Raw genomic sequence first — 22,475 nt, 5'->3', positions numbered from 1 at the left:
AACATGGCGGCGCGAAAAGGAGGCCTTGGCAAAGGCCTGGACGCGCTCTTTGTGGACAACGCCACCGAAGAGCAGGGGAAAACGGTGAAACTTCCCTTAAGTGAGATCGAACCCAACCGGGATCAGCCCCGTAAGGAGTTTGACGAGGATGCCTTGCAGGAACTGGCCGACTCCATTGCCGAGCACGGGGTAATCCAGCCGCTTCTGGTGCGGCCCATGGCGGGCGGCGGGTACCAGCTGGTGGCGGGAGAACGCCGCTGGCGTGCTTCCCGAATCGCCGGGCTTACCGAGGTGCCGGTGGTCATCCGGGAGATGACCGATGCTGAGATGATGGAGCTTGCGCTGATTGAAAACCTGCAGCGGGAGGACCTCAATGCTATGGAAGAGGCGGAGGGGTACAAGGCGCTGATGGAGCAGCACCAGATGACACAGGAGGAAGTGGCCAAGCGGGTGGGAAAATCCCGTCCCGCCATTGCCAACGCCGTGCGGCTGCTGGGGCTTCCTGATAACGTGCGTCAGTATGTGCGGGAGGGCTTCTTGTCTCCTGGCCATGCGCGGACCCTGCTTTCTTTCCAGGATGAGGAAGCGCTACAGGAGGCGGCGGAGCTGGCGGTGCATAAAGGCATCTCGGTGCGGGAGCTGGAACGGCGTGCAAAGGCCTCAGGCAAGGCAAAAAAGGCGCCGGGCGGCGCTTCTTCCCGGTCCCGCGACCCTTTGTATGACGAGGCGCAGCTGGCGCTGACCGAGCATTTGGGCAGAAGGGTCACCGTTTATGAGGGCCCCAAGAAGGGAAGAATAGAGATCGAGTTTTATTCCAAGGAAGATCTGCAGACTCTCGCCAACGCGATCGCCGGTGGAAAAGAGCTGTAAAACGATAAGGAGAGAGTGATTCGTCATGTTTGATATTCGTTTGATTCGCAGCGACCCGGACCGGGTCAAGCAGGCTATGAAGACCCGCAACAAGGATATGGACGCGGCGGTGGATGAGGTTCTGAAAATCGACGCCGAGCGCCGGGAAATCCTGGCGAAGGCAGACGGCATGAAGGCCCAGCAGAACGCCGCCTCCAAGCAGATTCCGAAGATCAAAAAAGAGGGCGGCGACGTTTCCGCTATCATGGCGGAAATGAAGGCCCTGTCCGAGCAGGTCAAGGAATGCGACGCGAAGCTTTCTGCGCTGGAAAAGGCACAGACCGACCTGCTGCTGGGCTTTCCCAACATGCCCCACGAAAGCGTCCCCGTTGGCAAGGACGACAGCGAAAATGTGGAGGTGCGCCGCTGGGGCGAACCCACCAAGTTTGATTATGAGCCAAAGCCCCATTGGGACATTGGGGCGGACCTGGACATTCTCGACCCGGAAACCGCCGCAAAGGTAACCGGCGCCCGGTTTCATTTCTATAAGGGATTAGGCGCCCGGCTGGAGCGGTCTATCATTAATTTCTTTCTCAACACCCACACCGCCCATGGGTACCAGGAAGTGTTTCCACCCTTTATGGTCAACCGGGCGTCCATGACCGGCACCGGCCAGCTGCCCAAGTTTGAAGAGGATGCCTTCCGTCTGGCCAATGTGGACTACTTTATGATTCCCACTGCCGAAGTCCCGGTGACCAACATGTACCGGGGGGACATTCTCGACGGCGCGAAGCTACCCATGAAGTATTGCGCCTATTCCGCGTGCTTCCGGGCGGAAGCCGGGTCCGCCGGTCGGGATACCCGGGGCCTCATCCGCCAGCACCAGTTCAATAAGGTGGAGCTGGTGAAATTCGTCAAGCCCGAAGACAGCTATCAGGAGCTGGAAAGCCTGACCAACGACGCCGAGCGGGTGCTCCAGCTTCTGGGACTTCCCTACCGGGTGGTGGTCCTCTCCACTGGGGACGTAGGCTTTTCTTCCGCGAAAACCTATGACATCGAAGTCTGGATGCCTTCCTACGGCCGGTACGTGGAGATTTCCTCCTGTTCGAACTTTGAGGATTTCCAGGCACGCCGGGCAGCCATCCGGTATAAGAACAGCCCCAAGGAAAAGGCCCAGCTGGTGCATACTCTCAACGGTTCCGGCGTGGCTATCGGGCGTACGGTGGCTGCCATCCTGGAAAACTTCCAGAACGGGGACGGGTCGGTGACCGTACCGGAGGTGCTGCGTCCCTATATGGGAGTGGACGTAATCAAGTAACGCCGAAGGCGGGTGATTCTGATTTTAAAGAAATGCGTGCGGTGCGGAGAAGAGATTGGTATATTGCCCGGTCCCATCTGGATCGAAGAGCTTCACGGCGAGGTCTGTATGGAATGCTACGAGGAAATCGTGCGGGAAAAGCAGGGGCTTGCGCCTAAGGAAGAGGAGCTGACCACGCCCTCGGAGATCAAGAAGGCGCAAATCCGCCGTAAGCGTGTGGAGCAAAAGCAGAAGGAACTGGCCGGCCTGGAAAACGCCGATCTATCCAAGCTGTACGGGTTGCTTCAAAAGATCTATAAGCTGCTGGCCTTTCTGTCGGTAATGGCGGCCCTGCTGGTGGTAGTAATCATCATGTTTCTTGTGCAGGGGCCGGCGGCGTAAGGCACCATGTTCGGACAAAGTATACAAATATAGTCAAAAATTTTAGGTAATATGGAAATGGATTGAATTTTGACTTCTCATCGCTTCTGTGTTACAATGAATTTTGTATACTTATACTATATTTTAACGGCGTCTATTTGGAAAAGCATACGATTTTTTCTTTTTTTCTCAAATAAGAAGATTTCGTACAGCTTATCCAATGCGAGGGAATCCTTCCGTCCCATTTCGGAAGGAGAAAAGGAGAGAACGAGCGCGGATGGGTGAGGTCATTGTAGTGACTTCCGGAAAAGGAGGAACGGGGAAATCCTCAGTTTCAGCCGGATGCGCGGCTGCGTTGGCGAGAGCCGGGAACAAAGTCCTGTTGTTGGATGCAGACGCAGGGCTTCGGAGCTTGGATCTGATGCTAGGCGCCGTGAACGATGCGGTTTTCGACCTGGGGGACGTGCTGGCGGGCAACTGCGAACCGGTACGCGCCATCCGGGAGATTGAACGCTGTGAAGGACTTGCGCTGATGCCGGCGCCCCAATCGCTGCAGGCGCTGGCCGCGCCGGACGACATGCGCCGCCTTTGCAGGGGACTTGCCAACTATTATGACTACCTGTTCATCGACGCGCCGGCCGGTATCGGAAAGGGATTTCAGATTGCCGCCGCGGCTGCTGGCCGCGCTCTTGTGGTGATTACGCCCGATCCTGTTTGTATGCGCAGCGGGGAACGGGTGGCGCGCCTTTTGCAGCAAGAAGGGATCGCGGACCGCCGTCTGGTCATCAACCGTTACCGGCCCGGGACATTGAAACTGGGCCTGGTGGAGGATTTGGACGCGGTGATTGATGCGGTTGGGCTACAGCTGATCGGCGTCGTCCCGGAGGACGAGCAGGTGCAGCGGTATGCGGCGAACGGGGAGCCGCTGGGAGGCGGATCTCCGGCGGCCAAGGCTATGGAGCGGCTGGCAAGGAGGCTGATGGGCCAAGAGGTGCCGCTGGTGGTCGAAAAGTAGGGAGCAGAAGGAAAGAGCAGTTATCTGAAGGGAGAAGAAGTATGAATATTGCTTTGATTGCACACGATTCCAAAAAAGAACTCATGGTGCAGTTTTGTATTGCATATTGCGGCATTTTGAGCCGCCATTCCCTGTGTGCCACCGGCACAACGGGAAAGATGGTTTCGGAGGCGACGGGTTTGTCCATCCAGAAATTTCTGAGCGGATCGCAAGGAGGCGACCAGCAGATTGCTTCCCGCATCTCGTACAATGAAATCGACCTGCTGCTGTTTTTCCGGGACCCGCTCACGCCCAAGCCCCATGAGCCCAATGAGATGAACCTGCTGCGGCTGTGCGATATGCACAACATTCCCCTGGCGACCAACATTGCCACGGCAGAGGTTCTCATTCACGGTTTGGAACGTGGCGATCTGGATTGGCGCAACATTGTCAATCCAAAACGATACTGAGTTTTGGAGAATCGTAGTTATAGAATCCGAATTGGTTAATGGTTTTTGCCGGTTTCAGTAAAAATCGGCAAAAAAAAGAGACAGGCTTTCAAAGAAAGCCTGTCTCTTTTTTTGTGCGGCCGAGGAAGAATTCCATACCCACAGAGAGGAAAAGCATAATCGCTGCCTCCTCGGTTATACGGGAATAGGAGCCTCCCGCTGCGCTTCCTCGATGGCTTCAAACTGCTGCATCAGCCGGAGGTACTCCGACTTGATGGAAAGATAGTCCTCCATGGTCTGGGCACAGTCTTCCGCGGAAAAGGTAATCAGCTCGTCATAATGCTCCAGCGCCACCGAAGTGACGATAGGGTCGAGCTGGTTGCGGTTGGCCATTGCACCCAGAATGGCGGTCACCTGGCCTTTGGGCATGGGACCTTTGTAGCTGCGTTCGCCGATGAGCGCACTTAAAATGTCCGCTACCGCCAAAACGCGGGAATAGAAGGGAATCTCATCCCCCTTGAGCCCTCTGGGGTATCCGGATCCATCCAGCTTCTCGTGGTGAGAAGAGGCAATGAGCGCAATGTTATCAAAGCCCAGTTCCGTAAGAATCTCGTAGGTAGCGCTGGCATGTCTTTTCATAATGGCCATTTCCTCTTCGGTCAGCGGCCCTTTCTTTTCGAGAATCTGCACCGGCGTGGTGATTTTCCCTATATCATGGAGCATGGCGGAAGCCGTCACGATGGAGGTGTCCACATGGTCGAGCCCCAACAGACCGCACAAGAGCTTGCTCAGGCTCATGACCGAAATGGAGTGGGTAACCGTCTGTTCGCTGCGAAAGTCAATGGAATACATCAGCATCTGCGCATAATTCATGACCTCTGAGCGGGACAGGGTGGTTTCCCGCCAGAAAGCGTGCAGCTTTTCGTGATAGCTGCCGTCTTTCAAGGCCTGCAGCAGCCCTTCCTCCCGGTCCGCCTCCAGGAAGGCGGCCACATGCTTCGGGTCAAACTCAATGCCCGACAAGGCCCCCAGAAAGGAGAAATCTGGGTTTTGCTGGGTGAGAAACACAAAGGAGATCCGGTCGGACAGGTTCAGAAGCAGGGAATCGGTTAAAAAGCTGGGATCAATATACCGTTTGTATAAGTATCCCATGTGATGATAGAGAATCACCGGAGCAAAAGAAGGAAACGGGGAATAAAACCGGGCGTAGAGATAACCGTAGACACAGTGGCTTGCAGTGTGGAGAAGTTCAAACTCCGAAAGGGAATGGTCGGCGTCCGTTTTGTAAGCGCCCATGTCGTGAAAAAGGGCCGCCGTGGTCAGTGAAACCATCCGCGCCCGGGAGCAGCCCATTCGGTCGAGCAGCCGCCACATCAAAAAGGCGGCCTGCTCCCCATGGCCCTTTAGGCGCGGATCCACCAGATCGAAGGCCCTTTGGACGGCGCGCAGCCCATCGCTTAAGGTATATTCGTTCATTGGCGATCCCCCTTTTGTCTTTCGGTCATCCGATCACGCTGTAAATTCCAAACATGGGTACCACAATCGAGATCACCACCGTGCCCACGATCACCGCGATCAGGATGGTCATGGCCGGCTCCATCATGGCAGTTAGCTGCTTGGTGGTATCGTCGGTTTTTGATTCATAGAGTTCAGCCAGCTTGCTGATGGTATCGCTGAGCATACCCGATTCTTCGCCCACTCGGAACATGGAAACGATCAGCGGTTCAAAAAGGGGAGATTTCTGCATGGACTGGTGGATGGGGATGCCCAGTTTCACATCCGCAACAATGTCGGTGATGTGCTTTTTGAGTTTGCGGTTGGGGAGCACGTCCCGGGAAATTTCCAGGGAATTGACGATTTCCACACCGGCGCTCACTAGGGTGGACATGACCCGGCAAAACCGCGCCAGATAAGACTGCAGCAGCAGCTTCCCGATCACCGGCACCTTGAATTTCGCCGCGTCCACCCCCATGCAGAAGGCTGGGGAGAACCGCTTGAGCAGTGTGTAAGTAAGCAAGAGCACCACCACCACGCCTACAATGTAGTACCATTGATACATGATGAAATCGGAAACCCCCATGACCACCTGGGTAATCATCGGAAGCTCGGCGTGAAAGCTCTCAAAAAGGGTTTTGAAATTGGGGACCACCATGACGTTCATCACAATAAGGAGCAGCAGCGTCAAAAAGAGAAGAAAGCCGGGATACACCAGCGCGCCCCGGATTTTGGAAGAAAGCGTCACTTCCTTCTCCAAAATCAGCGCCACGCTTTCGAAAGCTTCGTCCAGCCGGCCGTTGACTTCGCCCACCGCCACCAAACTCACTACTACGCTGGAAAAGGCGGAAAACCTCCCCATGGATTCCGAGATGGGCACGCCAAGATACAGGTTCTCATCGATTTCCTTGAGAATCTTCTTGAATTTTTTGTCCTTTTCCCCGTCGATGAGCACTTCCATAGCCAGCGACAGGGAAACGCCGGAACGCATCATGATGGCCATCTGATGGGCCATGACCATGATGCGTTTTTTCTTGATCTTTGCCTTATAAATATCCCCTTCGAACAGTTCCTTCTCCCAGATGCTCTCGTTGCCCGCATTCCCCCTGTCCTTGGCGGTCAGGGAAATGGGAATCAGGTCCCGTTCTTTGAGCCGGGCGATGGCGGCCGCCTTGTCGGCGGCGGACAGCTCGCCGGTCACCGGTTTGCCGTTCGCGCCGGCAGCCGTATACGTATAGGTCAAGAAAACTCCCTCCATTCAGGCTTAGGGTGCGAAAGATCGGTTAAAAGTCATACCGCCGGGAGGTGCCGCCGCCCGGCTGGGGATGGCTTTTCAAAGGGATGGGGCTGTACTCCTGAGCCGTTTCGGGAGTAATGCTTCCCGCCTGCAACAGCTCGGCAATGTATTTGTCCAGAGTAATCATCCCATCGTTTCGCCCGGTCTCGATCATCTGGTTGATGTTAGCCACCTTGTTTTCCCGGATCAGGTTGGAGATGGCGGAGTTGACGAACATGACCTCGAAAGCGCCGATGCGCCCTTTTCCGCCCGCCCGCGGCAGAAGCCGCTGGGAGATGACCGCTTTGAGCGCAGTGGAAAGCTGCATGCGGATTTGCTGCTGCTGTTCGGGGGGAAACACATCCAAAAGCCGGTTGATGGTGTTGGCCGCGCCGATGGTGTGCAGGGTGGAGAAAACCAGATGGCCAGTTTCCGCCGCGGTGATGGCGGCGCGCATGGATTCCAGGTCCCGCATTTCGCCCACCAGGATGATGTCCGGGTCCTCCCGCAGGGTGGCGCGCAGGGCCTTTTCGTAGCTCACCGAGTCGCTCCCCACTTCCCGCTGGTTGACCAAGCACCGGATGGGCTGATGAACGTATTCAACCGGGTCCTCAATGGTGATGATGTGAGAAGACCGGGATTTGTTGAGCTCGTGGATGATGGCGGCCAGGGTGGTGGACTTGCCGCTCCCAGTGGGGCCAGTCACAAGCACCAGGCCGTCCTTTAAGTCCAGAATCCGCTGCAGGGAGGAAGGAAGCCCCAGGTCCTCCATCTTTGGAATGGCTTCGTTGACGATACGCATGACGATGCAGGCGCCCCGGATCTGGCGGAATAGGTTTACACGAAACCGCCCGCACCCCTCAATCTGCAGGGCGCAGTCGGCGTCGCCGGTTTTCCGGTATTCCTCGTATTTGTCCTTCGGCATGCATTCGGCCATCATCTGCTCCACCGCCTCGTGGGTCAGGACCGGTTCCCCCGAAACAGGCTCCACCACCCCGTCGATGCGGTAGGCGGGCGGATTCCCGGCGGACAAATGGATGTCGGAAGCGCGGCCAAAAACGCCCTGCCGCACCAAGGTTTCAAAGTATTCCCGCATGAAACGACCTCGCTTTTTTGGATACCGCCTTCCTTACGCGTTGAAGGACAGCAGCTCCACGTATTCGGATATGGAGGTATTCCCTTCGAGCACCAGCCGCCGCACATTGTCCTCCAGCGTCTGCATGCCGCCTTTCAGGGCCTCCTCGCGGATTTCATCCGCGCCTTTGCTTTGGTTGATGATATGGCGGATCCCGTGATTGATCATCATCACTTCGTGCACCGCCGTGCGGCCCTGGTAGCCGGTAAAATGGCACTTCTCACACCCGGCCGGCTGGTAAAGGGTAACGGTTTGCCCCTCGGAAAGCCCCAGAAGCTTGCGGTCGCTTTCCATTGCCTCGTAGGCTTCTTTGCAGACGGGGCAAAGCTTGCGCACCAGCCGCTGGGAAATGACTCCCGCCACCGAGGAAGAGACCATATAGGGAACCACTCCCATGTCCAGCAGGCGGATGATGGCGCTGGGCGCGTCGAAGGTGTGGAGCGTGGAAAACACCAAATGGCCGGTGATGGCGGCGGAAATGGCGATTTCCGCCGTTTCCGGGTCCCGGATTTCCCCTACCATGACCACGTCCGGGTCCTGGCGCAGAATGGAGCGCAAGGCCGCCGCGAAGGTAAGCCCCGCTTTGGCGTTGACCTCCACCTGCGTGATGCCTTCGATAATCATTTCCACCGGGTTTTCCACGGTGACGATGTTGATGTCCTCCCGTTTGATTTCCCGCAGCGCCGTATACAGGGTGGTGGTTTTGCCCGAACCGGTGGGCCCGCAGACCAAAATAATCCCGTGGGGATTTTTGATGAGGGAGTTGAACTTTTCCAAGTTCTCCGGCAGAAAACCGATGCCCTCCTTGGTCATCTCCAGCCCCAGGGCGGTGGTGATCCGGATGACCACCTTTTCTCCAAAGACCGACGGCAAAACGGAAATACGCAGGTCCACGTCCTTGCCCGCGCTTTTATAAGAAATGCGTCCGTCCTGAGGCACTCGCTTTTCCGCAATGTTCATGTTGCTGATGAACTTGATGCGGGAAACCACCGGCGCGATCAGGTCCGCCCCAGTTTCCATGTAAACGGTCAGCTTGCCGTCGATGCGAAAGCGGATGCGCAGCGCCTTTTCCTGGGGTTCGATGTGGATGTCGCTGGCTTTGAGGATGACCGCCTGGTCGATCATATTGTTGACAAAGCGGATGATCGGCTCGTCCGACTCCTCGGGAAGCTCCTCCAATTCATCCTCCTCTGCGTCCTTGCTCAGCTCCCTGGCCGCGTCGAAGGCTTTTTGGGAGGTATAGGCCTGATGGATCTGATCGAGGATTTTCTTTTTCTCCGCAATCACTACGTTGACCATATGCCCGGTGTACACTTCTACGTTGCGGATGACGTTGTAGTCGAGAGGGTCGGCGATGGCTACCGTGAGGACATTTCCCTCCAGCCTGACCGGGATCAGGCTGTTGATGCGGGCCATGGTTTCCGGAATGATGGCGGCGATGGTCTCGTCCACCGTCACCCCATCCAGGTCCAGATAGGGAATGTCCAGCTGATGGGAGAGGGAATCAATAAGCTGGCGCTCGGTGATGTGCTTATTCTCAATGAGAATTTCGCCCAGGCGCTTGGTGGTGCCCTTTTGTTCGGACAGGGCTTTTTCCAGCGTCTGTTGGGAGAGAACGCCGGAATTGACCAGGATCTGACCCAGTTTCATGGTTGTATATTTCATTGTATCCTCCCCCGAAAGTCAAAGAAGTCGAATTTAGGAAAACAGGGACAGGTAAAGGTCCGCGAGAGCGTGAAGCTGAGGAGAGAAAAGCAAATATGCGAACGCCGCAGCCGCGATAAAGGGCCCCAGCGGGCGCATGTCGCCCCGTTTAAGACGGCCCGCCGCCATCAGCAGCGCAAAGGTCAGCCCGGAAAGGAGCACCGTCAAGAGCAAAACCAGCACGCTTCCTTTCAGACCGCAGAAAAGTCCGATGGCCGCCAGCAGCTTCACGTCGCCAAAGCCCATGATTTCCCGCTTGAACAAAAGAGCCCCGACCACCAGCAAAATCGCCGGCGCGCCGCCCGCCGCCAGCGCTCCAAACAGGGGTGAAAGGCAGCCGAGTACCGTAAAGGGCCCGGTCAAAGCCATGTACACGCCGCCGGCGATGCCGTAGAATACGCCCAGCAGGGCGAGAAGCCCCGTCAGCTGGTCGGGCAGGATGGTATATTTCGCGTCCGCCGCCGCCAGCAAAAGCAAAACCGGCAGGGCCGCCCCAAAGAAAAAGAATGCGCCCGGCGGGGAAAATCCGTACTGCAAAAACAAAAGGGGATAAGAAGCGCCCAGAAGCAGGGCGAACAAAAACCCGTACCGTTTCCTGGGAAGCCGGGGGAAGGAGAGCAGTTCATCCCCCGGCGCTTCCCCGTAATCGCACAGCCACCTGGCCGGAATCCGGTCGAAAAGCGGGGCGAGGAGAAGGCCCAAGCCAACGCCAAAAGCCGCCAGCCCCGCGCATATAAGCCCCATCGTGACCGCATCCGTCCTCATGGTTACTTGGAGCCCCCAGGGGCGCTGGAGGAGGTGTCCGGCGCAAAATAGTACAGGGACAGAGAAAGGCTGAAATTATGCTCTCCGGTGGAATTTTCCTGGTTTTTCTCCGCCGCCGCTTCAAAGGACTGGACGTAATAAGCCCCGTCCTCATGGTTTTCAAAATACCGCAGAAACCCCACCGCCTCGTCGTAGCTGGCCGAGAAGGTAACCTGAATGGGCAGGGAATGCATCACGTCGCCGTTCTCCATGCTGGACGCCACCTTGGTGGGGGAAGGCGTCCCCACGTGGATGCTCTTGAGGGTGATGCCGTAGGCCTCTACCGCGTCGTAAACGTCGTTGCTGACCATGATGCCGCTGACGATCACGTTTTGCCCCATTTTTTCCACCAGCTGATTTTTCAAATCCTCGATTTTTCGGTCTAGCCCTTTTGCGTCCTGCATCTGGCGGTCCAGATCGGCGATCTTCTGCTGGAGGGTTTGGTGCTGGGCGGTCAGCTCGGCCGTCTGGTCAAGCAGGGGAAGAAAGGCAAAATTGATGTACAGCGCGCAGACGGCGGCGTAAATCAGGAAGAAAATGATAAACGGAGAAAGAAGCTTCGACTTCTTCATGACTTGCCACCTCCCGCCGCCTCATAGGGGACGAAATCCACAATGGCCAGTGTGACCTGGCAGGTGGCGGCCCCGGTTTTGTCGTTTACCGTACAGGAGAAGGGGATGGCGATGTCGAATTCATTGTTTTGATATACCTCATCCTTTAAGGTAATGTAATCGTTGAAGGTGGGAGTCTCAAAATAGAGGGCGATGGTGCCCTGCTGGTTGTTGAGATGAAAGCTGGTGATGGTGGACTTGGCGGAAAACTGGCCCAGCAGCTTGGTCACCGCCTCGTTGGCCGACGACTGATGGAAGGGCAGGGTTTGCTTATCCTTTTCGCAGGCGGCAATTTGGCGGCCCAGCCGCTCGATCTCGTCGAGCTTCTTCTGGGTCTGCACATAGGGGAGGGTGGCCAGCGTGCGGTTGTCCTGCTCCACCTGTCCCTGCACCACTCCGTGAAGGATGGGCTCAATACAAAAGAGCAGCAGCGTCACCAGGGAAATGGCCGAAAAGGCGATGGTATTGAAGGCAAGGTTGCGTTGGTGCTCCATGGAGCCGCGCAAGAAGTTTACGTCGTTGCCTTTGGTTTCATAGACAGCGCCCGCCGTGGCGAAACAGTCCGCCGCCAGGCCGGCCCCGCTGTCCAAGTGGGGATCAATGGTAAATTCCGGTGTCAGAAATCCGGCCAGGGAGCCGATGGAGGTGCAAGGAATTTCAGTGGAGTGGGCGATGTACCCGTCCAGGTGGGGGAAAGAGGAAAGCTTTCCGGAAACCACAATCTGCCCCAGCTCCAGCCTTTGGGAGGAGAGCACGATACGGATGGAACGCATGATTTCGTCCATCAGCGTATCGATCACCAGGCAGATGCGGCGGTACGCGTCCGGATAGGCCTCGTATTCCGGGTTTTCCGCCTGGAATCCGTTTTTTGTCAGAAGATCCAGGGCAATGTCCCGCGTGACGCGCAGGGTGCGCCGCAGATTATCCACAATGTCCTTATATATTCCAAGAAACTCGCGCTCGTACACCGGCGTGCCGTTTTCGAAAATCGCGAGAGTGGTTTTCGTGGTACTGAAGTCCAGGAAAGCCGTTGCGCCCGGCTTTAGCTGGTGCAGAAAGTCCGGCTTTTTGCAGGCCGTGGAAACCGCCTGTATAAAAGCATGGGCCTTGGGGGTGATCTTGATCAGATGAATGCCTTTTGTGGAGAGTTCGTGGGAAAGCCGGTTGCACAGGCGGGTAGGGATGGAGTAGAGAACGCTTTTATGTTCGCCGCCCAAAAAGTCCCGGTCGCCGTAGCGGTAGGTTTCCACCGTCATCTCAGTGGGGTTGCCGTGAAATACCGATTCCGCTTCCAGAGTTGCCAGCGCGTGAAGAGATTCGGCGGCTTTTTTCTTGGGAGTCTGATGCATGAATTCTTTGGAGACGACGATTTCATCCTCTAAAACAAGGACTGCCCGGAATTTGTGGAAATGTTGCTCGGCAATGCAGTCGTGGATAAAATGGACCAGGATGGAAATGTCCGCGAACAGGCCCTCCTTGCGCAGCTGCTCGGGAAGATAAAAGACCCCGGACTGGGTCAGCTTGAATTTTCCGAGGCCGGTGGTTCCCTCCATCAGGCGCAGGTATTTTTGGGTCAGTTCAATTAGCAGGATTCTCAAGACGATGGTTCACCTCGTTTCACCAAATGGAACAGGGAGGGAGTTCGAATAGGGAGCCATACAACAAAAGCCCGATGTAATCGGGCTTTTGTTGTATGAGAAACTGGATTTGACTTAGGTGGAGGAAGTCGTACTTCCGCCGGCGCCGAATTTGATGCTTGCAAAATCCGTTACGGCAGTGCCGGTAAGGGTATTCGCGTCTTCCACGGTGCAGCGTTCGGTGGTGGTGTTGAAATAGAACTCCTTGCCGCCTTGTTTGATTTCCATAGAGGTAATGCCGGAGTCGTTGAGCGCTGTCTTGTACTGATCGGCCGTGAGAGTGGCAAAATCCGTGATTTCATTGCCCTTCTTTTCCTGGTCGGCCACGTACAGCTTGACCGCCGCTTCGATGGCGCGGGCGTTAGCCGCGTCGGTGCTTTCGTTGGCGCTGCTGATGACGCCGATGACAGTGGGGATGGCGACAGCCGCCAGGATGGCCAGGATGGCGATGACGATGACCAGTTCTACCAGGGTAAAGCCTTTCTTGCCGCGCTTTTTGAGAAATAACTTCATGATCTGGCTCCTTTTCAGTTTATATTTGCAGTACGCGCTCCTCTCCTGTAAGTATAGCGTACCAACAGACCGCAAAAATAGAAAATAATATCCATTATTTACCGAAAATACGTCTAATTTGTTAATAAAATCATACACTTTTCTGAAACAAAAGTCAAGGAAAAAAAGACGAAAATCGACGATTTTTGATGAAAATCTGCTGCATTTTTACCTGAATTGACGTAATAGAAAAAACAGGTAATCTGGTTACCTAATTCTATGTCCCCCCTGAATAAATATGCTGAATAACCTCAAGATTTTTTAATATTTGCCCAGAGAATGCATAGCTGCGGGCGTATGCACAAATACTAATCCCGTCTTAAAAAAGGAGGAATCGGTATGGAGCAAAACCCCTTTGTAGGAGAAGGAACCCGCCACCCGGACAATACACCGGATATGCCCCTGGGGCTGGGGATGGAGCTGGCCCTGGACATGGACGCCATGTCCGAGTTCGGAAAGCTGCCCCGGGAAGGGAAGGAACGGATTATCCAGTATATCCAGACGCCGAAGACCGGCGACGAAGTCAAAATGCGCATCCGCAAGGTAGTCACCGCCCTGCACAAGCACGAGATTGGATTCATTAACGGCCTGTAATTCTGCAGTAGCAAACAAAAAGGACCTGGAGTCCATTTGGACTCCAGGTCCTTGCTTTTTGATGAGCAACAAAACCGATGATTACATCATGGATTTATAAAGCGCGATAATGTCTTCCTTGGTCGGATCCTTCGGGTTGCCGGGACGGCAGGCATCGTCCATAGCCTGCTGCGCGAGCATCGGGATGTCCTCTTCCTTCACGCCGACCTCGGAAACCTTCTTCGGAATTCCCACATCCTCAGAGAGCTTCTTGACCGCGTCGATGGCGGCCTTGCGGTACTCTTCCTGAGTCATGTTCTCCGTTCCGGGAACGCCCATAGCCTTAGCGATGTCGCGGTACTTCTCACCGGTCGCTTCGGCGTTATACTCCATAACAGTGGGCAGGATGATGGCGTTGGCTACGCCGTGAGGGGTGTCATACACAGCGCCCAGCGGGTGCGCCATGGAGTGAACGATGCCAAGACCCACATTGGAGAAGCCCATGCCGGCGATGTACTGGCCCAGAGCCATGTCTTCTCTGCCCTGCGGGTCGTTCTCGCAGGCCTTGCGCAGCGAGCGGGAGATCAGCTCGATGGCCTTGAGGTGGAACATGTCGGTCATTTCCCAGGCACCCTTGGTGATGTAACCTTCGATGGCGTGGGTCAGCGCGTCCATACCGGTGGCGGCCGTCAGGCCCTTGGGCATGCTGGACATCATATCCGAATCAATGACGGCGACCAGCGGAATGTCATGCGGGTCGACGCAGACGAACTTGCGGCTCTTCTCCACGTCGGTGATGACGTAGTTGATGGTGACCTCCGCGGCAGTACCGGCAGTGGTGGGGACAGCGATGATCGGCATGCACTTGTTCTTGGTGTCAACTGCGCCTTCCAGGCTTCTGACGTCGGCATGCTCCGGGTTATTCATGATGATGCCGATGGCCTTCGCGGTGTCCATGGAGGAACCGCCGCCGATGGCAACCAGGTAATCCGCACCCGCCTTCTTGCAGGCAGCCACGCCATCCTGTACGTTCTGGATGGTGGGGTTGGGCTTACAGTCGTCGAACACTTCATAGGCAAGACCGGCGTCGTCGAGCACCTTGAGCACCTTGGTGGCGACTTCAAACTTCATCAGGCTCTTGTCGGTCACAACGAGGGCCTTCTTGTAGCCGCGCTTCTTCGCCTCGTCCGCGATGACGGAGATGGCGCCCGCGCCGAAATAGGACGTTTCGTTGAGAATGATTCTGTTTGCCATGACTGTGGTTACCTCCTGTATGTTTGGTATTGTTATTTAATTATCAAACCACTGTCGTCAGTATACCGCATAATTATTTTTTTAACAATGGCAGAAACCTAAAATTTCGATTTCATTTTTGTATCAAATTTGTGTACTAATTGTGAGGAAGCATCCGCAAGACGAAAAACTATTTGGAATATTCGGAAAGGGTTACATTGTCGATGGCAAACCGGTCCACATCCGGGTCATCGCGCAGGGCGAGAACGTCGTCTCTGGAGGCGGTAATTAAAACACAGGGTGATTTTATACCGTTTTGCTGCACATAGGAAAGCGCCTCTTGAAACTTTGCCGTTCCGCCGGTAAACACGTTGCAAAATTCGGGGTTTTCGATCATTTGATTGAGCAAAGATGTAAAATGGTGCTCCATAGCCTCACCACTGTGAAAATCCATCAATATTGGACCGTCTTCATAGTACAGAGGCCATGGAGATCCCATTGAAAAATACTGAGGCCCTGCATCAGCATTGATAAGGGAATACACGCGGAACTTTTGATACGTAAAGCCGAAATTGGTGTAGGAATATGCTCTTGGTTCACCCAGGCGTAACGTCGGATCACTGGTGACGACTTCGATCCATTGAAAGGTTACATTGTGCTCTGTAGAATTATACTGAATCATTTTGTCCATCAGTGCATCCATACTCAGAGGTTCTCGAAAGGTGAGATAGCCGGTGAGCTGGGCAGTAGCAGGTAAATCGGGAACCGTCTCAAAATCGACGGCATGTGGGTCCGGGTTATGGGCGCCGTCATACGGATATCTTTCGCTCAGAGTATAGTAGACGATCTTTTCTTGGTTCCAACTCCCATCCGAAAGCATATAGCGGGTTCCTCTACTGGGATAGCGGTTGAAAGAACTGAGCGACGAAAATTGGTCCAAGAAGAGAGAGGCATCAAAAATATTGGAAGAATCATCAAAAAAATATTGACTTATTTGCATAGAATAGTAAGATGCGCCGATTTTCTTGACGTTCTCTGCATAAATACCATCGATACCAGGAAGAAGAAGTTCCGACAGGGCACGTAAATTTTCACTAAATAGATTGGTATCATTTATGGTATAGTTTTCTCCCTTGTCGTTTTGGTATTCGCTTGGCGCATAAGGACTATAAAAACAGGCGTCAAGAATCGGGGATATGATGAGGATAGTGCAAAGCACCAGCCCAAGAATGGATGCAAGTACTTTCAAGACCGTCCGACGAAACTTCTTATTAATTTTCTTTTTTATCTTTTTGGTTTCCCTTTTTATCGTTTCTTCGGGAATTTTCAGCTGTAGCGAAGTGGCCTCATCTGCTTTATCCAGAAAGTAGTCATTCAGCACCTGCGCTCGTTCCAACTCATCCTCTACAAGGGTGATTTCCTCCGCAGTTGCCTCATTTTTCAGATAGCGCTCAAATATCTCTCTGAAACTCATTACAAATCCTCCTTTTCCAATTGTTTGCCGAGATACATCCGTGCCCGGTAAAGTCGGGTGCGTACTGCAGTATCTGTAATTCCAAGCACCTTCGCCACGTCCCTTGTGGGCAAGCCCCCATAATAAAAGAGAATCACAGGTTCTCGATATCCGGGTGGCAACCTTAGAACCGCGTCGTAAAGCTGTCGATTTCGTTCGTTTTCTACCAGTTCCCCCAACAGGTCCTGACTGTCCGGCAGCCGCTCTATCTCCTCATCAAGAAGGGAGGTGAGCCGCCGCTCTTTTCGCAACCGGTCCAGCCACAGGTTGCGGCAGACTTTCATCAGCCAAAATTTTATGCTTCCTCCACTCTTCTCTAAGCAGATCAACGCTCTTAAAAAGGATTCTCCCGTTAGATCCTCCGCATCCGTCCGGTTTCGGCAAAGGGATAGGGCGTACAGATACACCTCCGTGTAATACCGTTCGTATACATCCTCCAAGTCCTCCTTCTCCATGGCCTCCCTCCTCTCTCCATCTACCAAACGAATCTGCCGTCCGATTGTGACGAAAACCAGCGTAAAAAATCAGAATGTGAACGGCCGTCTCCTTCTGTTTTGCACCGTCCATAAAAGCAGGGACTTTATAAGGAATTCCCGTCCTACGTCCAAGCGAAATGCGTCCGTTTACCCGTACCAAAAAAACGCCGCCGGAGAAAGATCTTTCTCCGGCGGCGTTTGTGTGACCGCGTGCAAAACAGGGCAAACTATCGGTTAGAGCTTAACCGGCGCGTTTGCCTCAGCCAGGTCGATCATCCGGCGCAGGTTCGCAATGTCCTTGTGGCCGGTGGCGGGGTTGGCCTCTTCGCGCAGCACCGAAATGCCCGGCTTGTGAATGGCCAGCCAGTTGAGATAATACTGAACGTTGACAAGACCTTCTCCAATTACAATGGGTTTAAACTGCCCATCCTCAATCACCACGTCCTTGGCGTGAATGCCCACGATCCGGTCGCCGAACGCGTCGAAGCAGGCATCCATCACCTGCTCCTGCCGGGAGATGTTCTCCGGGGTGAGGAGGTTGACCGGATCGTAGATGATCTTCAGGTTGGGGGAGGCCACCCGGCGGATGAGCTCATAGGTCAGCTCCGGGGAATTCATAGTGTGCACATGCACCGGCTCTACCGCCGCGAAAACGCCGAACTTCTCCGCCTGCTCGGCCAGACGGCAGACACTGTCGGTGAGAATGTCGAACTGCTTCATCCGCCCCTCCAGGCTGCCCGAATAGCAGGTGGTCTCCGTGGCCACCACGAAGCTGCCCAGCTGCCGGCAGTAGGCGAGGCACTCCAGGTACCGGGCCAACTGGCGCTCCCGTTCTTCGGGGTCGGAAAGGGACGGTTCAATGTAACAGCCCACCACCGCGATCTGCAAATCCTCCCGCTCGAAGGCGCGGCGGATGTCGTAGCAAAGGCCGGGGTTTAACTGCCCGGGCACCGGCTGCATACCGGTCAGGGCCTTGTTGAGGGCCAGCTGCAGGCATTCGAACCCGGCTTCCTTGAGAATCCGGGCCAGCTCCTTGGGGGTATGGCAGCCGTAGTCGTGCGCTCTGACGCCTATTTTCATGTTGACGACCTCCAAAATTCAATGAATTTGCCCGCATATCGGCGGACAAAGAAATGCGTTCCGATATTCATATTCTACCGCAAAAAAGGCGGTTGGGTCAAGGGAATCGCGGCAACTTCCCCAAAGGCTCAACCGGTCGGAAAAGGCGGCTGACCGCAATCAAAACAAAAAGACGGGAGAAATGGGGCGAATTTGTCTCAGAACATCCATTGCGTTCCCGTTTGGCAGCCGGTATAATAAAGAAGAATATAGAAATAACTGCGGCAAAGTCTGCCCAAATGTGAAAAGAACCGGCCAGAACCGGCCGGAATCGTATAGGGAGGCAATGATGAACTACCGATTTTCCACCAAGGTTCCCAAGGAAGAATACGACGAGTTTCTGATGCACGTACCCATGGTGCCCTACGGTCAGCGCCCGGAATGGGGCGTGGCCAAGAGCTTCTGGCGTCCGGCCCTGTGCGGCCTGTACCGGGACGATAAGCTGGTGGCCGCGTCCCAGCTTCTGACCAGAGATCTGCCCATGGGCTTTCAAATTATCTACGCCACCCGCGGCTTTTTGCTCGACTATACCGACAAAGAGGTGCTCCACCGCTTCACCGAGGGCGCCCGGGAATACGCCAAAAGCCAGAAAGCCTTCTGCATCAAGATCGACCCCTTTATCCTCAACAACGACCACTGGGGCGTGGACCCCGCCCCCATCTTCGAAAACCTCAAAGCGGAAGGGTACCTTCACCAGGGCTTCGGCGTCACGCTGTACGACTACTTCATGCCTCGCTTTCAGATGGCGGTGCGCCTGACCGATGAAAACCGCCAGCCTTTAGACCCCAAGGCCCTCTTAAAGAGTTTTCGCAAGGACGCCCGCGCCACCATTGGCAACTATCAGAAAAACCGGGGCGTGTTCTTCGAAAAGGCCGGGCCGGAGGACGACTTGAGCGAGTTTGCCCGCATGGTGGCCTGCACCGAGGAGCGCCAGAACGTGGTGCTGCGAAACGCGGAATACTTTAGGGGCATCAAGAAGGCGTTCGGGGACAAGATGGACGTCTATTACGGCCGGCTCGATTTAGACAAATACATCGCCTTCACCCAGGCCGCCATCGACAAGGGCCAGAACGTGGAGAAGAACACCGCCAATCTGGAGGAAGCGAAGAAGGCCAAGGAAGAGCGGGGGCAAATCGTCACCCTGTGCGGCGGCCTCTTCCTGCTGCCGCCCAAGGGAGAAGGGTACCGGTTCGCCGAATACCTCTATGCTGGCAACGACCTGTCCTTGTTCCCCCGGCTCTCCACCTCCAACGGCATGCTCTACGCCGCCATGTGCGACTTTATTGAGGCCGGGTACGATTACTGCAACTTAGGCGGCGTGGAGGGCAGTATGGACACGCCCCTCTACGAATTCAAGCAGAAATTTTCCCCGGAAATGCTCGAGCTCATCGGGGAATTCGATTTGGTGGTCCGCCCTGTGCAGTACCACCTGTTCACCAAGTACCTGCCCGCCATGCGCAAGGTGATGCAGAAGGTGCGCCGCACCTCCCGCAAGCTCAGCCGCGCCAAACAAAAAGACCACCAGGAGGGGTAAATCATGGCATACCGGTTTGTCACAAACCTGCCCCGGAAAGAATACGAGGCCTATTTGCAAAAAGCCTCCCTGGTCCCTCTGACCCAGCGCCCCGGCTGGGAAACGGTAAAAAGCAACTGGGGCCACGCCTTCTGCGGCCTGTACCGGGACGATACGGTAATTGCCGCCGCCCTCATCCTCACAAGGACCATGCCTATGGGCTTAAAGCTCTGCTATTCCCCCCGGGGCTTCCTGCTCGACTATGAGGACCGGGAAGCGGTGGCGCAGTTTGCCCAGGGGATGAAGGACTACGCAAAAAGCCAAGGCGCCTTCGCGGTGAAGCTGGACCCCTTTGTGTTAAACTCCGACCGGTGGGGGACGGACCCCCAGGCGGTCTTGTCAAACCTGCAAGCCGCCGGCTTTGTCCACAAGGGCTTCGGCAAAAGCCTGCACGATTATTTTAACCCCCGGTTCAATATGGCAGTGCGCCTGACCGACGAGGAGCACAATCCCTTAGACCCCAAGGCCCTCCTCAAGTCCTTCAAAAAAGGGGCCCGCAGCTACATCGGCAATTACCACAAAAACCGGGGCGTATTCTTCGAAAAGGCCGGGCCGGAGGACGATTTGAGCGAGTTTGCCCGCCTCATCGGCTGCACCGAAAAGCGCCAGAACGTGCTTTTGCGCAGCGCGGACTATTTTCGTTCCATCCGGGACGCGTTTGGGGAAGACACGGTGGTGTACTACGGCAAAGTGAACCTGCCTCAGTTCATCGCCTACACCCAGGGCTGCATCGACAAGGGGCAGAACGTGGAAAGCAACACCCGCAATCGAGACCAAGCCCAGGAGGCTCGAAAGGAACGGGGGGACGTGGTTTCCCTGTGCGGCGGGCTGTTCGTGATGCCGCCCAAGGGGGAGGGCATCCGGGTGGCGGAGTATCTCTACGGCGGGTCGGACTTAAGCCTGCTCCCCAACCTTTCCACGCCCAACGGAATGCTTTACCAGGTCATGCTCGACTGCATGGAGGACCGGGTGGACTATTTAAACCTGGGCGGCGTGGAAGGAACGCTGGACGACGCGCTGTCGGAATTCAAGCAGAAGTTCGCCCCGGAAGTGCTGGAGTTTATCGGGGAGTTCGACCTGGTGGTGAGCCCTGTCAAATACAAGCTGTTTGACAAGGGGCTGCCTGCTGCCCGGTCGGCCATGAAAAAGCTGCGTTCGGTGGGGAAAAAGGGTTAACAGAATGGAAAAACGCCTGCGGATTCTACCCGCAGGCGTTTTTGGGTTCGGCGATGGCCCAGGGGTCCTCCTCCATGGCCCGTAGAAGCCGCACGCCGAGTCTCACGCCGGTCACAAAAGCCCGCCGCTCGGTGAGACACGTGAGCTCCATTTGCGCGTCGGCAAAAGCGGCGGCCAAGGAAAGCTTGGGCGCGGGAAGGGCGGCGCGCAGGGCGTCCTCGGTGCGCACCACCCAGTCGATGGCTTCCTGGTAAGCGGGGTCGTCGGAAAAGGTTTCCTTTCGTCCCGCCAAGTCCCCTTCGAACAGGTCCTCGAGAATGTTTTTCATAGGAATTCCCCCTGATTTATGATATAATGAAGGATATTATATATGAATTTGTAAAACTATGTGAGATTTTAAAAGTAGTCATATTGACAACTCTTATTATAGTTGACAATGTGACAACAGTCAAGGGGGTATTCCGTGTTTTCACCTAAAAAATTTTGTGAGCGGCTCTACACGTTGCGAAAAGAACAAAATCTTACGATGGAACGCTTCGGCATTGCGATGGAGGTAACAAAACAGGCAGTTTGCCGTTGGGAAAATGGCGAGCGCCAGCCCTCCCTTGAAATGCTCGCCAGAATCGCGGAGTTCTATGGCGTCTCCGCCGATTACCTTTTGGGTTTGTCGGACAAGCGGGAGAGAATGTGAAAGATCAGAATATTCTGATCTTTCACAAATATGCGCTGGGCTTTGTGATTATATTTCACAATAACTGCCGTATTATCCCCCTGCCCTCCTCCTATAAGAGGGGGATTTTCAAGGGGGAAAAACAAGTGTCCCCGTCCCTAGCGTCTTTTTCCCCCTCCCGCCGCCTTTTCTTTCGCCCCTTTCTTTTGGCGGAGCAAAAGAAAGGGGCACTCTAAAAGGCCATTTGAAAAGAGGGTTTCAAGGAGAAAAGCCAGCCCTATGATTTGCCAGCCTTTCTTATACCGGGTTTTGCAAAAAATCCGTTTTCAGCTTTGTCGCAGTCGGTCCCTGCCGTCCGATTTCAACCTGATTTCGTGTTCATTTCTTTCGCGTTGCCGAAAGAAACGAACCAAAGAAAGGGCAACTTAAGGGAGAAAAACGGCGTAAAGTTCGGGGGCAAGGTTTTTCTCCCTTAAGAATCCCTCTGTCCGCTCGGCCGGGCTTGTGAAAGGGAGTCACAACCGAAGTTGCCGGTTGACGGGATTCTGTGACTGTATTTCACCAAATCTTGTTTTCTTCCCCTTGCCCTCCTCCGATGAGAGGGGGATTTTCAAGGGGGAAAAACTTGTGTCCCGGATTCTAGCGTCTTTTTCCCCCTCCCGCCGCCTTTTCTTTCGCCTCTTTCTTTTGGCGGAGCAAAAGAAAGGGGCACTCTAAAAGGCCATTTGAAAAGAGGGTTTCAAGGGAAAAAGCCAGCCCTATGATTTGCCAGCCTTTCTTATACCGGGTTTTGCAAAAAATCCGTTTTCAGCTTTGTCGCAGTCGGTCCCTGCCGTCCGAGATTTCAACCTGATTTCGTGTTCCTTTCTTTCGGCAGCGCAAAAGAAAGGAACAACAAAAGAGCTTTGGAAAAGTACATTTTAAGGAGAAAAATCGCTTTTATCTGCTATAATACAAAT

22 protein-coding genes are annotated in these 22,475 nt (G+C 54.8%); 9 read left to right on the top strand and 13 right to left on the bottom strand.

Annotation, left to right across the window (positions count from 1 at the left end; genetic code table 11):
- Positions 1-3 precede the first annotated feature (3 nt).
- From WMO26_RS03235 to mgsA, 5 genes are all read left to right on the top strand, one after another.
- A complete protein-coding gene (locus WMO26_RS03235; protein ID WP_349218102.1) occupies positions 4-870 on the top strand; it encodes a ParB/RepB/Spo0J family partition protein in 867 nt (288 codons plus the stop codon).
- A gap of 25 nt (positions 871-895) precedes the next feature.
- The gene (serS, locus tag WMO26_RS03230) at positions 896-2,167 is read left to right on the top strand and encodes a serine--tRNA ligase (protein WP_349218101.1); all 1,272 of its coding nucleotides are present in this window, start codon (positions 896-898) and stop codon (positions 2,165-2,167) included.
- 63 nt (positions 2,168-2,230) lie between these two features.
- A complete protein-coding gene (locus WMO26_RS03225) occupies positions 2,231-2,548 on the top strand; it encodes a hypothetical protein (RefSeq protein WP_349218100.1) in 318 nt (105 codons plus the stop codon).
- Between the two features lie 199 nt (positions 2,549-2,747).
- Positions 2,748-3,542, top strand: a complete 795-nt coding sequence (locus WMO26_RS03220) for a nucleotide-binding protein (RefSeq protein WP_349218099.1) — start codon at positions 2,748-2,750, stop codon at positions 3,540-3,542.
- 41 nt (positions 3,543-3,583) lie between these two features.
- Positions 3,584-3,991 (top strand): methylglyoxal synthase, encoded by a 408-nt coding sequence (mgsA, locus tag WMO26_RS03215; protein WP_349218098.1) that lies wholly within the window; start codon positions 3,584-3,586, stop codon positions 3,989-3,991.
- Between the two features lie 174 nt (positions 3,992-4,165).
- Here mgsA and WMO26_RS03210 read toward each other — a convergent pair whose 3' ends face one another.
- The 8 genes from WMO26_RS03210 to WMO26_RS03175 form a co-directional block, all read right to left on the bottom strand.
- Positions 4,166-5,446: an HD domain-containing phosphohydrolase gene (locus WMO26_RS03210; protein WP_349218097.1), complete on the bottom strand. Its 1,281-nt coding sequence runs from the start codon at positions 5,444-5,446 to the stop codon at positions 4,166-4,168.
- A 25-nt stretch (positions 5,447-5,471) separates the two neighbouring features.
- Positions 5,472-6,707, bottom strand: a complete 1,236-nt coding sequence (locus WMO26_RS03205) for a type II secretion system F family protein (RefSeq protein WP_349218096.1) — start codon at positions 6,705-6,707, stop codon at positions 5,472-5,474.
- Positions 6,708-6,747: 40 nt separating this feature from the next.
- Positions 6,748-7,836 carry a type IV pilus twitching motility protein PilT gene (locus tag WMO26_RS03200; RefSeq protein ID WP_349218095.1) on the bottom strand — a complete coding sequence of 363 codons (1,089 nt, stop codon included), beginning with the start codon at positions 7,834-7,836 and terminating at the stop codon, positions 6,748-6,750.
- A 33-nt stretch (positions 7,837-7,869) separates the two neighbouring features.
- Positions 7,870-9,540, bottom strand: coding sequence for a GspE/PulE family protein (locus WMO26_RS03195; protein ID WP_349218094.1), 1,671 nt, complete (start codon positions 9,538-9,540; stop codon positions 7,870-7,872).
- Positions 9,541-9,573: 33 nt separating this feature from the next.
- Positions 9,574-10,344, bottom strand: a complete 771-nt coding sequence (locus tag WMO26_RS03190; RefSeq protein WP_349218093.1) for a prepilin peptidase — start codon at positions 10,342-10,344, stop codon at positions 9,574-9,576.
- A gap of 2 nt (positions 10,345-10,346) precedes the next feature.
- The gene (locus WMO26_RS03185) at positions 10,347-10,955 is read right to left on the bottom strand and encodes a hypothetical protein (RefSeq protein WP_349218092.1); all 609 of its coding nucleotides are present in this window, start codon (positions 10,953-10,955) and stop codon (positions 10,347-10,349) included.
- Positions 10,952-12,592, bottom strand: coding sequence for a hypothetical protein (locus WMO26_RS03180; protein ID WP_349218091.1), 1,641 nt, complete (start codon positions 12,590-12,592; stop codon positions 10,952-10,954). The genes WMO26_RS03185 and WMO26_RS03180 overlap by 4 nt, the downstream gene beginning before the upstream one ends.
- Before the next feature lie 114 nt (positions 12,593-12,706).
- Positions 12,707-13,144 carry a prepilin-type N-terminal cleavage/methylation domain-containing protein gene (locus tag WMO26_RS03175; protein WP_349218090.1) on the bottom strand — a complete coding sequence of 146 codons (438 nt, stop codon included), beginning with the start codon at positions 13,142-13,144 and terminating at the stop codon, positions 12,707-12,709.
- A gap of 378 nt (positions 13,145-13,522) precedes the next feature.
- Here WMO26_RS03175 and WMO26_RS03170 point away from each other — a divergent pair, with 378 nt between their 5' ends.
- Positions 13,523-13,777: a hypothetical protein gene (locus WMO26_RS03170; RefSeq protein ID WP_349218089.1), complete on the top strand. Its 255-nt coding sequence runs from the start codon at positions 13,523-13,525 to the stop codon at positions 13,775-13,777.
- 81 nt (positions 13,778-13,858) lie between these two features.
- Here WMO26_RS03170 and fucO read toward each other — a convergent pair whose 3' ends face one another.
- The 4 genes from fucO to WMO26_RS03150 all read right to left on the bottom strand — a co-directional run bounded on the left by fucO (position 13,859) and on the right by WMO26_RS03150 (position 18,058).
- Complete coding sequence (gene fucO / locus WMO26_RS03165; protein ID WP_349218088.1) at positions 13,859-15,010, bottom strand: lactaldehyde reductase; 1,152 nt, start codon at positions 15,008-15,010, stop codon at positions 13,859-13,861.
- Between the two features lie 169 nt (positions 15,011-15,179).
- On the bottom strand, positions 15,180-16,463 hold the full coding sequence (locus tag WMO26_RS03160) for an anti sigma factor C-terminal domain-containing protein (protein ID WP_349218087.1): 1,284 nt from the start codon (positions 16,461-16,463) through the stop codon (positions 15,180-15,182).
- Positions 16,463-16,957, bottom strand: a complete 495-nt coding sequence (locus WMO26_RS03155) for an RNA polymerase sigma factor (RefSeq protein WP_349218086.1) — start codon at positions 16,955-16,957, stop codon at positions 16,463-16,465. The genes WMO26_RS03160 and WMO26_RS03155 overlap by 1 nt, the downstream gene beginning before the upstream one ends.
- Before the next feature lie 255 nt (positions 16,958-17,212).
- Entirely contained in the window at positions 17,213-18,058 is an 846-nt protein-coding gene (locus WMO26_RS03150; protein WP_349218085.1) for a sugar phosphate isomerase/epimerase family protein, read from the bottom strand.
- 328 nt (positions 18,059-18,386) lie between these two features.
- Between WMO26_RS03150 and WMO26_RS03145 the strand changes: the two genes are divergently transcribed.
- The gene (locus WMO26_RS03145; protein WP_349218084.1) at positions 18,387-19,631 is read left to right on the top strand and encodes a lipid II:glycine glycyltransferase FemX; all 1,245 of its coding nucleotides are present in this window, start codon (positions 18,387-18,389) and stop codon (positions 19,629-19,631) included.
- Positions 19,632-19,634: 3 nt separating this feature from the next.
- Positions 19,635-20,846: a lipid II:glycine glycyltransferase FemX gene (locus WMO26_RS03140; RefSeq protein ID WP_349218083.1), complete on the top strand. Its 1,212-nt coding sequence runs from the start codon at positions 19,635-19,637 to the stop codon at positions 20,844-20,846.
- Between the two features lie 25 nt (positions 20,847-20,871).
- Here the strand turns inward: WMO26_RS03140 and WMO26_RS03135 are convergent, their stop codons facing one another.
- Positions 20,872-21,174 (bottom strand): DUF6809 family protein, encoded by a 303-nt coding sequence (locus WMO26_RS03135; RefSeq protein ID WP_349218082.1) that lies wholly within the window; start codon positions 21,172-21,174, stop codon positions 20,872-20,874.
- Between the two features lie 135 nt (positions 21,175-21,309).
- Between WMO26_RS03135 and WMO26_RS03130 the strand changes: the two genes are divergently transcribed.
- Complete coding sequence (locus WMO26_RS03130; RefSeq protein WP_349218081.1) at positions 21,310-21,537, top strand: helix-turn-helix domain-containing protein; 228 nt, start codon at positions 21,310-21,312, stop codon at positions 21,535-21,537.
- The last annotated feature ends 938 nt before the right edge of the window (positions 21,538-22,475 follow it).

It is taken from the genome of Solibaculum intestinale, assembly GCF_040096205.1.
In the GTDB taxonomy this organism is placed as follows: domain Bacteria; phylum Bacillota; class Clostridia; order Oscillospirales; family Acutalibacteraceae; genus Solibaculum_A; species Solibaculum_A intestinale.
The sequence above is the reverse complement of the archived record's forward strand: the minus strand, read 5'-3'. Positions and strand labels throughout refer to the sequence as shown.

What these genes read in the sequence shown, in the direction of transcription:
- WMO26_RS03235 (WP_349218102.1), top strand. Translation starts at nt 4, where the DNA reads ATGGCGGCGCGAAAAGGAGGCCTTGGCAAAGGCCTGGACGCGCTCTTT.
- serS (WP_349218101.1), top strand. Translation starts at nt 896, where the DNA reads ATGTTTGATATTCGTTTGATTCGCAGCGACCCGGACCGGGTCAAGCAG.
- WMO26_RS03220 (WP_349218099.1), top strand. Translation starts at nt 2,748, where the DNA reads ATGCGAGGGAATCCTTCCGTCCCATTTCGGAAGGAGAAAAGGAGAGAA.
- mgsA (WP_349218098.1), top strand. Translation starts at nt 3,584, where the DNA reads ATGAATATTGCTTTGATTGCACACGATTCCAAAAAAGAACTCATGGTG.
- WMO26_RS03210 (WP_349218097.1), bottom strand. Translation starts at nt 5,446, where the DNA reads ATGAACGAATATACCTTAAGCGATGGGCTGCGCGCCGTCCAAAGGGCC.
- WMO26_RS03200 (WP_349218095.1), bottom strand. Translation starts at nt 7,836, where the DNA reads ATGCGGGAATACTTTGAAACCTTGGTGCGGCAGGGCGTTTTTGGCCGC.
- WMO26_RS03195 (WP_349218094.1), bottom strand. Translation starts at nt 9,540, where the DNA reads ATGAAATATACAACCATGAAACTGGGTCAGATCCTGGTCAATTCCGGC.
- WMO26_RS03190 (WP_349218093.1), bottom strand. Translation starts at nt 10,344, where the DNA reads ATGAGGACGGATGCGGTCACGATGGGGCTTATATGCGCGGGGCTGGCG.
- WMO26_RS03185 (WP_349218092.1), bottom strand. Translation starts at nt 10,955, where the DNA reads ATGAAGAAGTCGAAGCTTCTTTCTCCGTTTATCATTTTCTTCCTGATT.
- WMO26_RS03175 (WP_349218090.1), bottom strand. Translation starts at nt 13,144, where the DNA reads ATGAAGTTATTTCTCAAAAAGCGCGGCAAGAAAGGCTTTACCCTGGTA.
- WMO26_RS03170 (WP_349218089.1), top strand. Translation starts at nt 13,523, where the DNA reads ATGGAGCAAAACCCCTTTGTAGGAGAAGGAACCCGCCACCCGGACAAT.
- fucO (WP_349218088.1), bottom strand. Translation starts at nt 15,010, where the DNA reads ATGGCAAACAGAATCATTCTCAACGAAACGTCCTATTTCGGCGCGGGC.
- WMO26_RS03160 (WP_349218087.1), bottom strand. Translation starts at nt 16,463, where the DNA reads ATGAGTTTCAGAGAGATATTTGAGCGCTATCTGAAAAATGAGGCAACT.
- WMO26_RS03155 (WP_349218086.1), bottom strand. Translation starts at nt 16,957, where the DNA reads ATGGAGAAGGAGGACTTGGAGGATGTATACGAACGGTATTACACGGAG.
- WMO26_RS03150 (WP_349218085.1), bottom strand. Translation starts at nt 18,058, where the DNA reads ATGAAAATAGGCGTCAGAGCGCACGACTACGGCTGCCATACCCCCAAG.
- WMO26_RS03145 (WP_349218084.1), top strand. Translation starts at nt 18,387, where the DNA reads ATGAACTACCGATTTTCCACCAAGGTTCCCAAGGAAGAATACGACGAG.
- WMO26_RS03140 (WP_349218083.1), top strand. Translation starts at nt 19,635, where the DNA reads ATGGCATACCGGTTTGTCACAAACCTGCCCCGGAAAGAATACGAGGCC.
- WMO26_RS03135 (WP_349218082.1), bottom strand. Translation starts at nt 21,174, where the DNA reads ATGAAAAACATTCTCGAGGACCTGTTCGAAGGGGACTTGGCGGGACGA.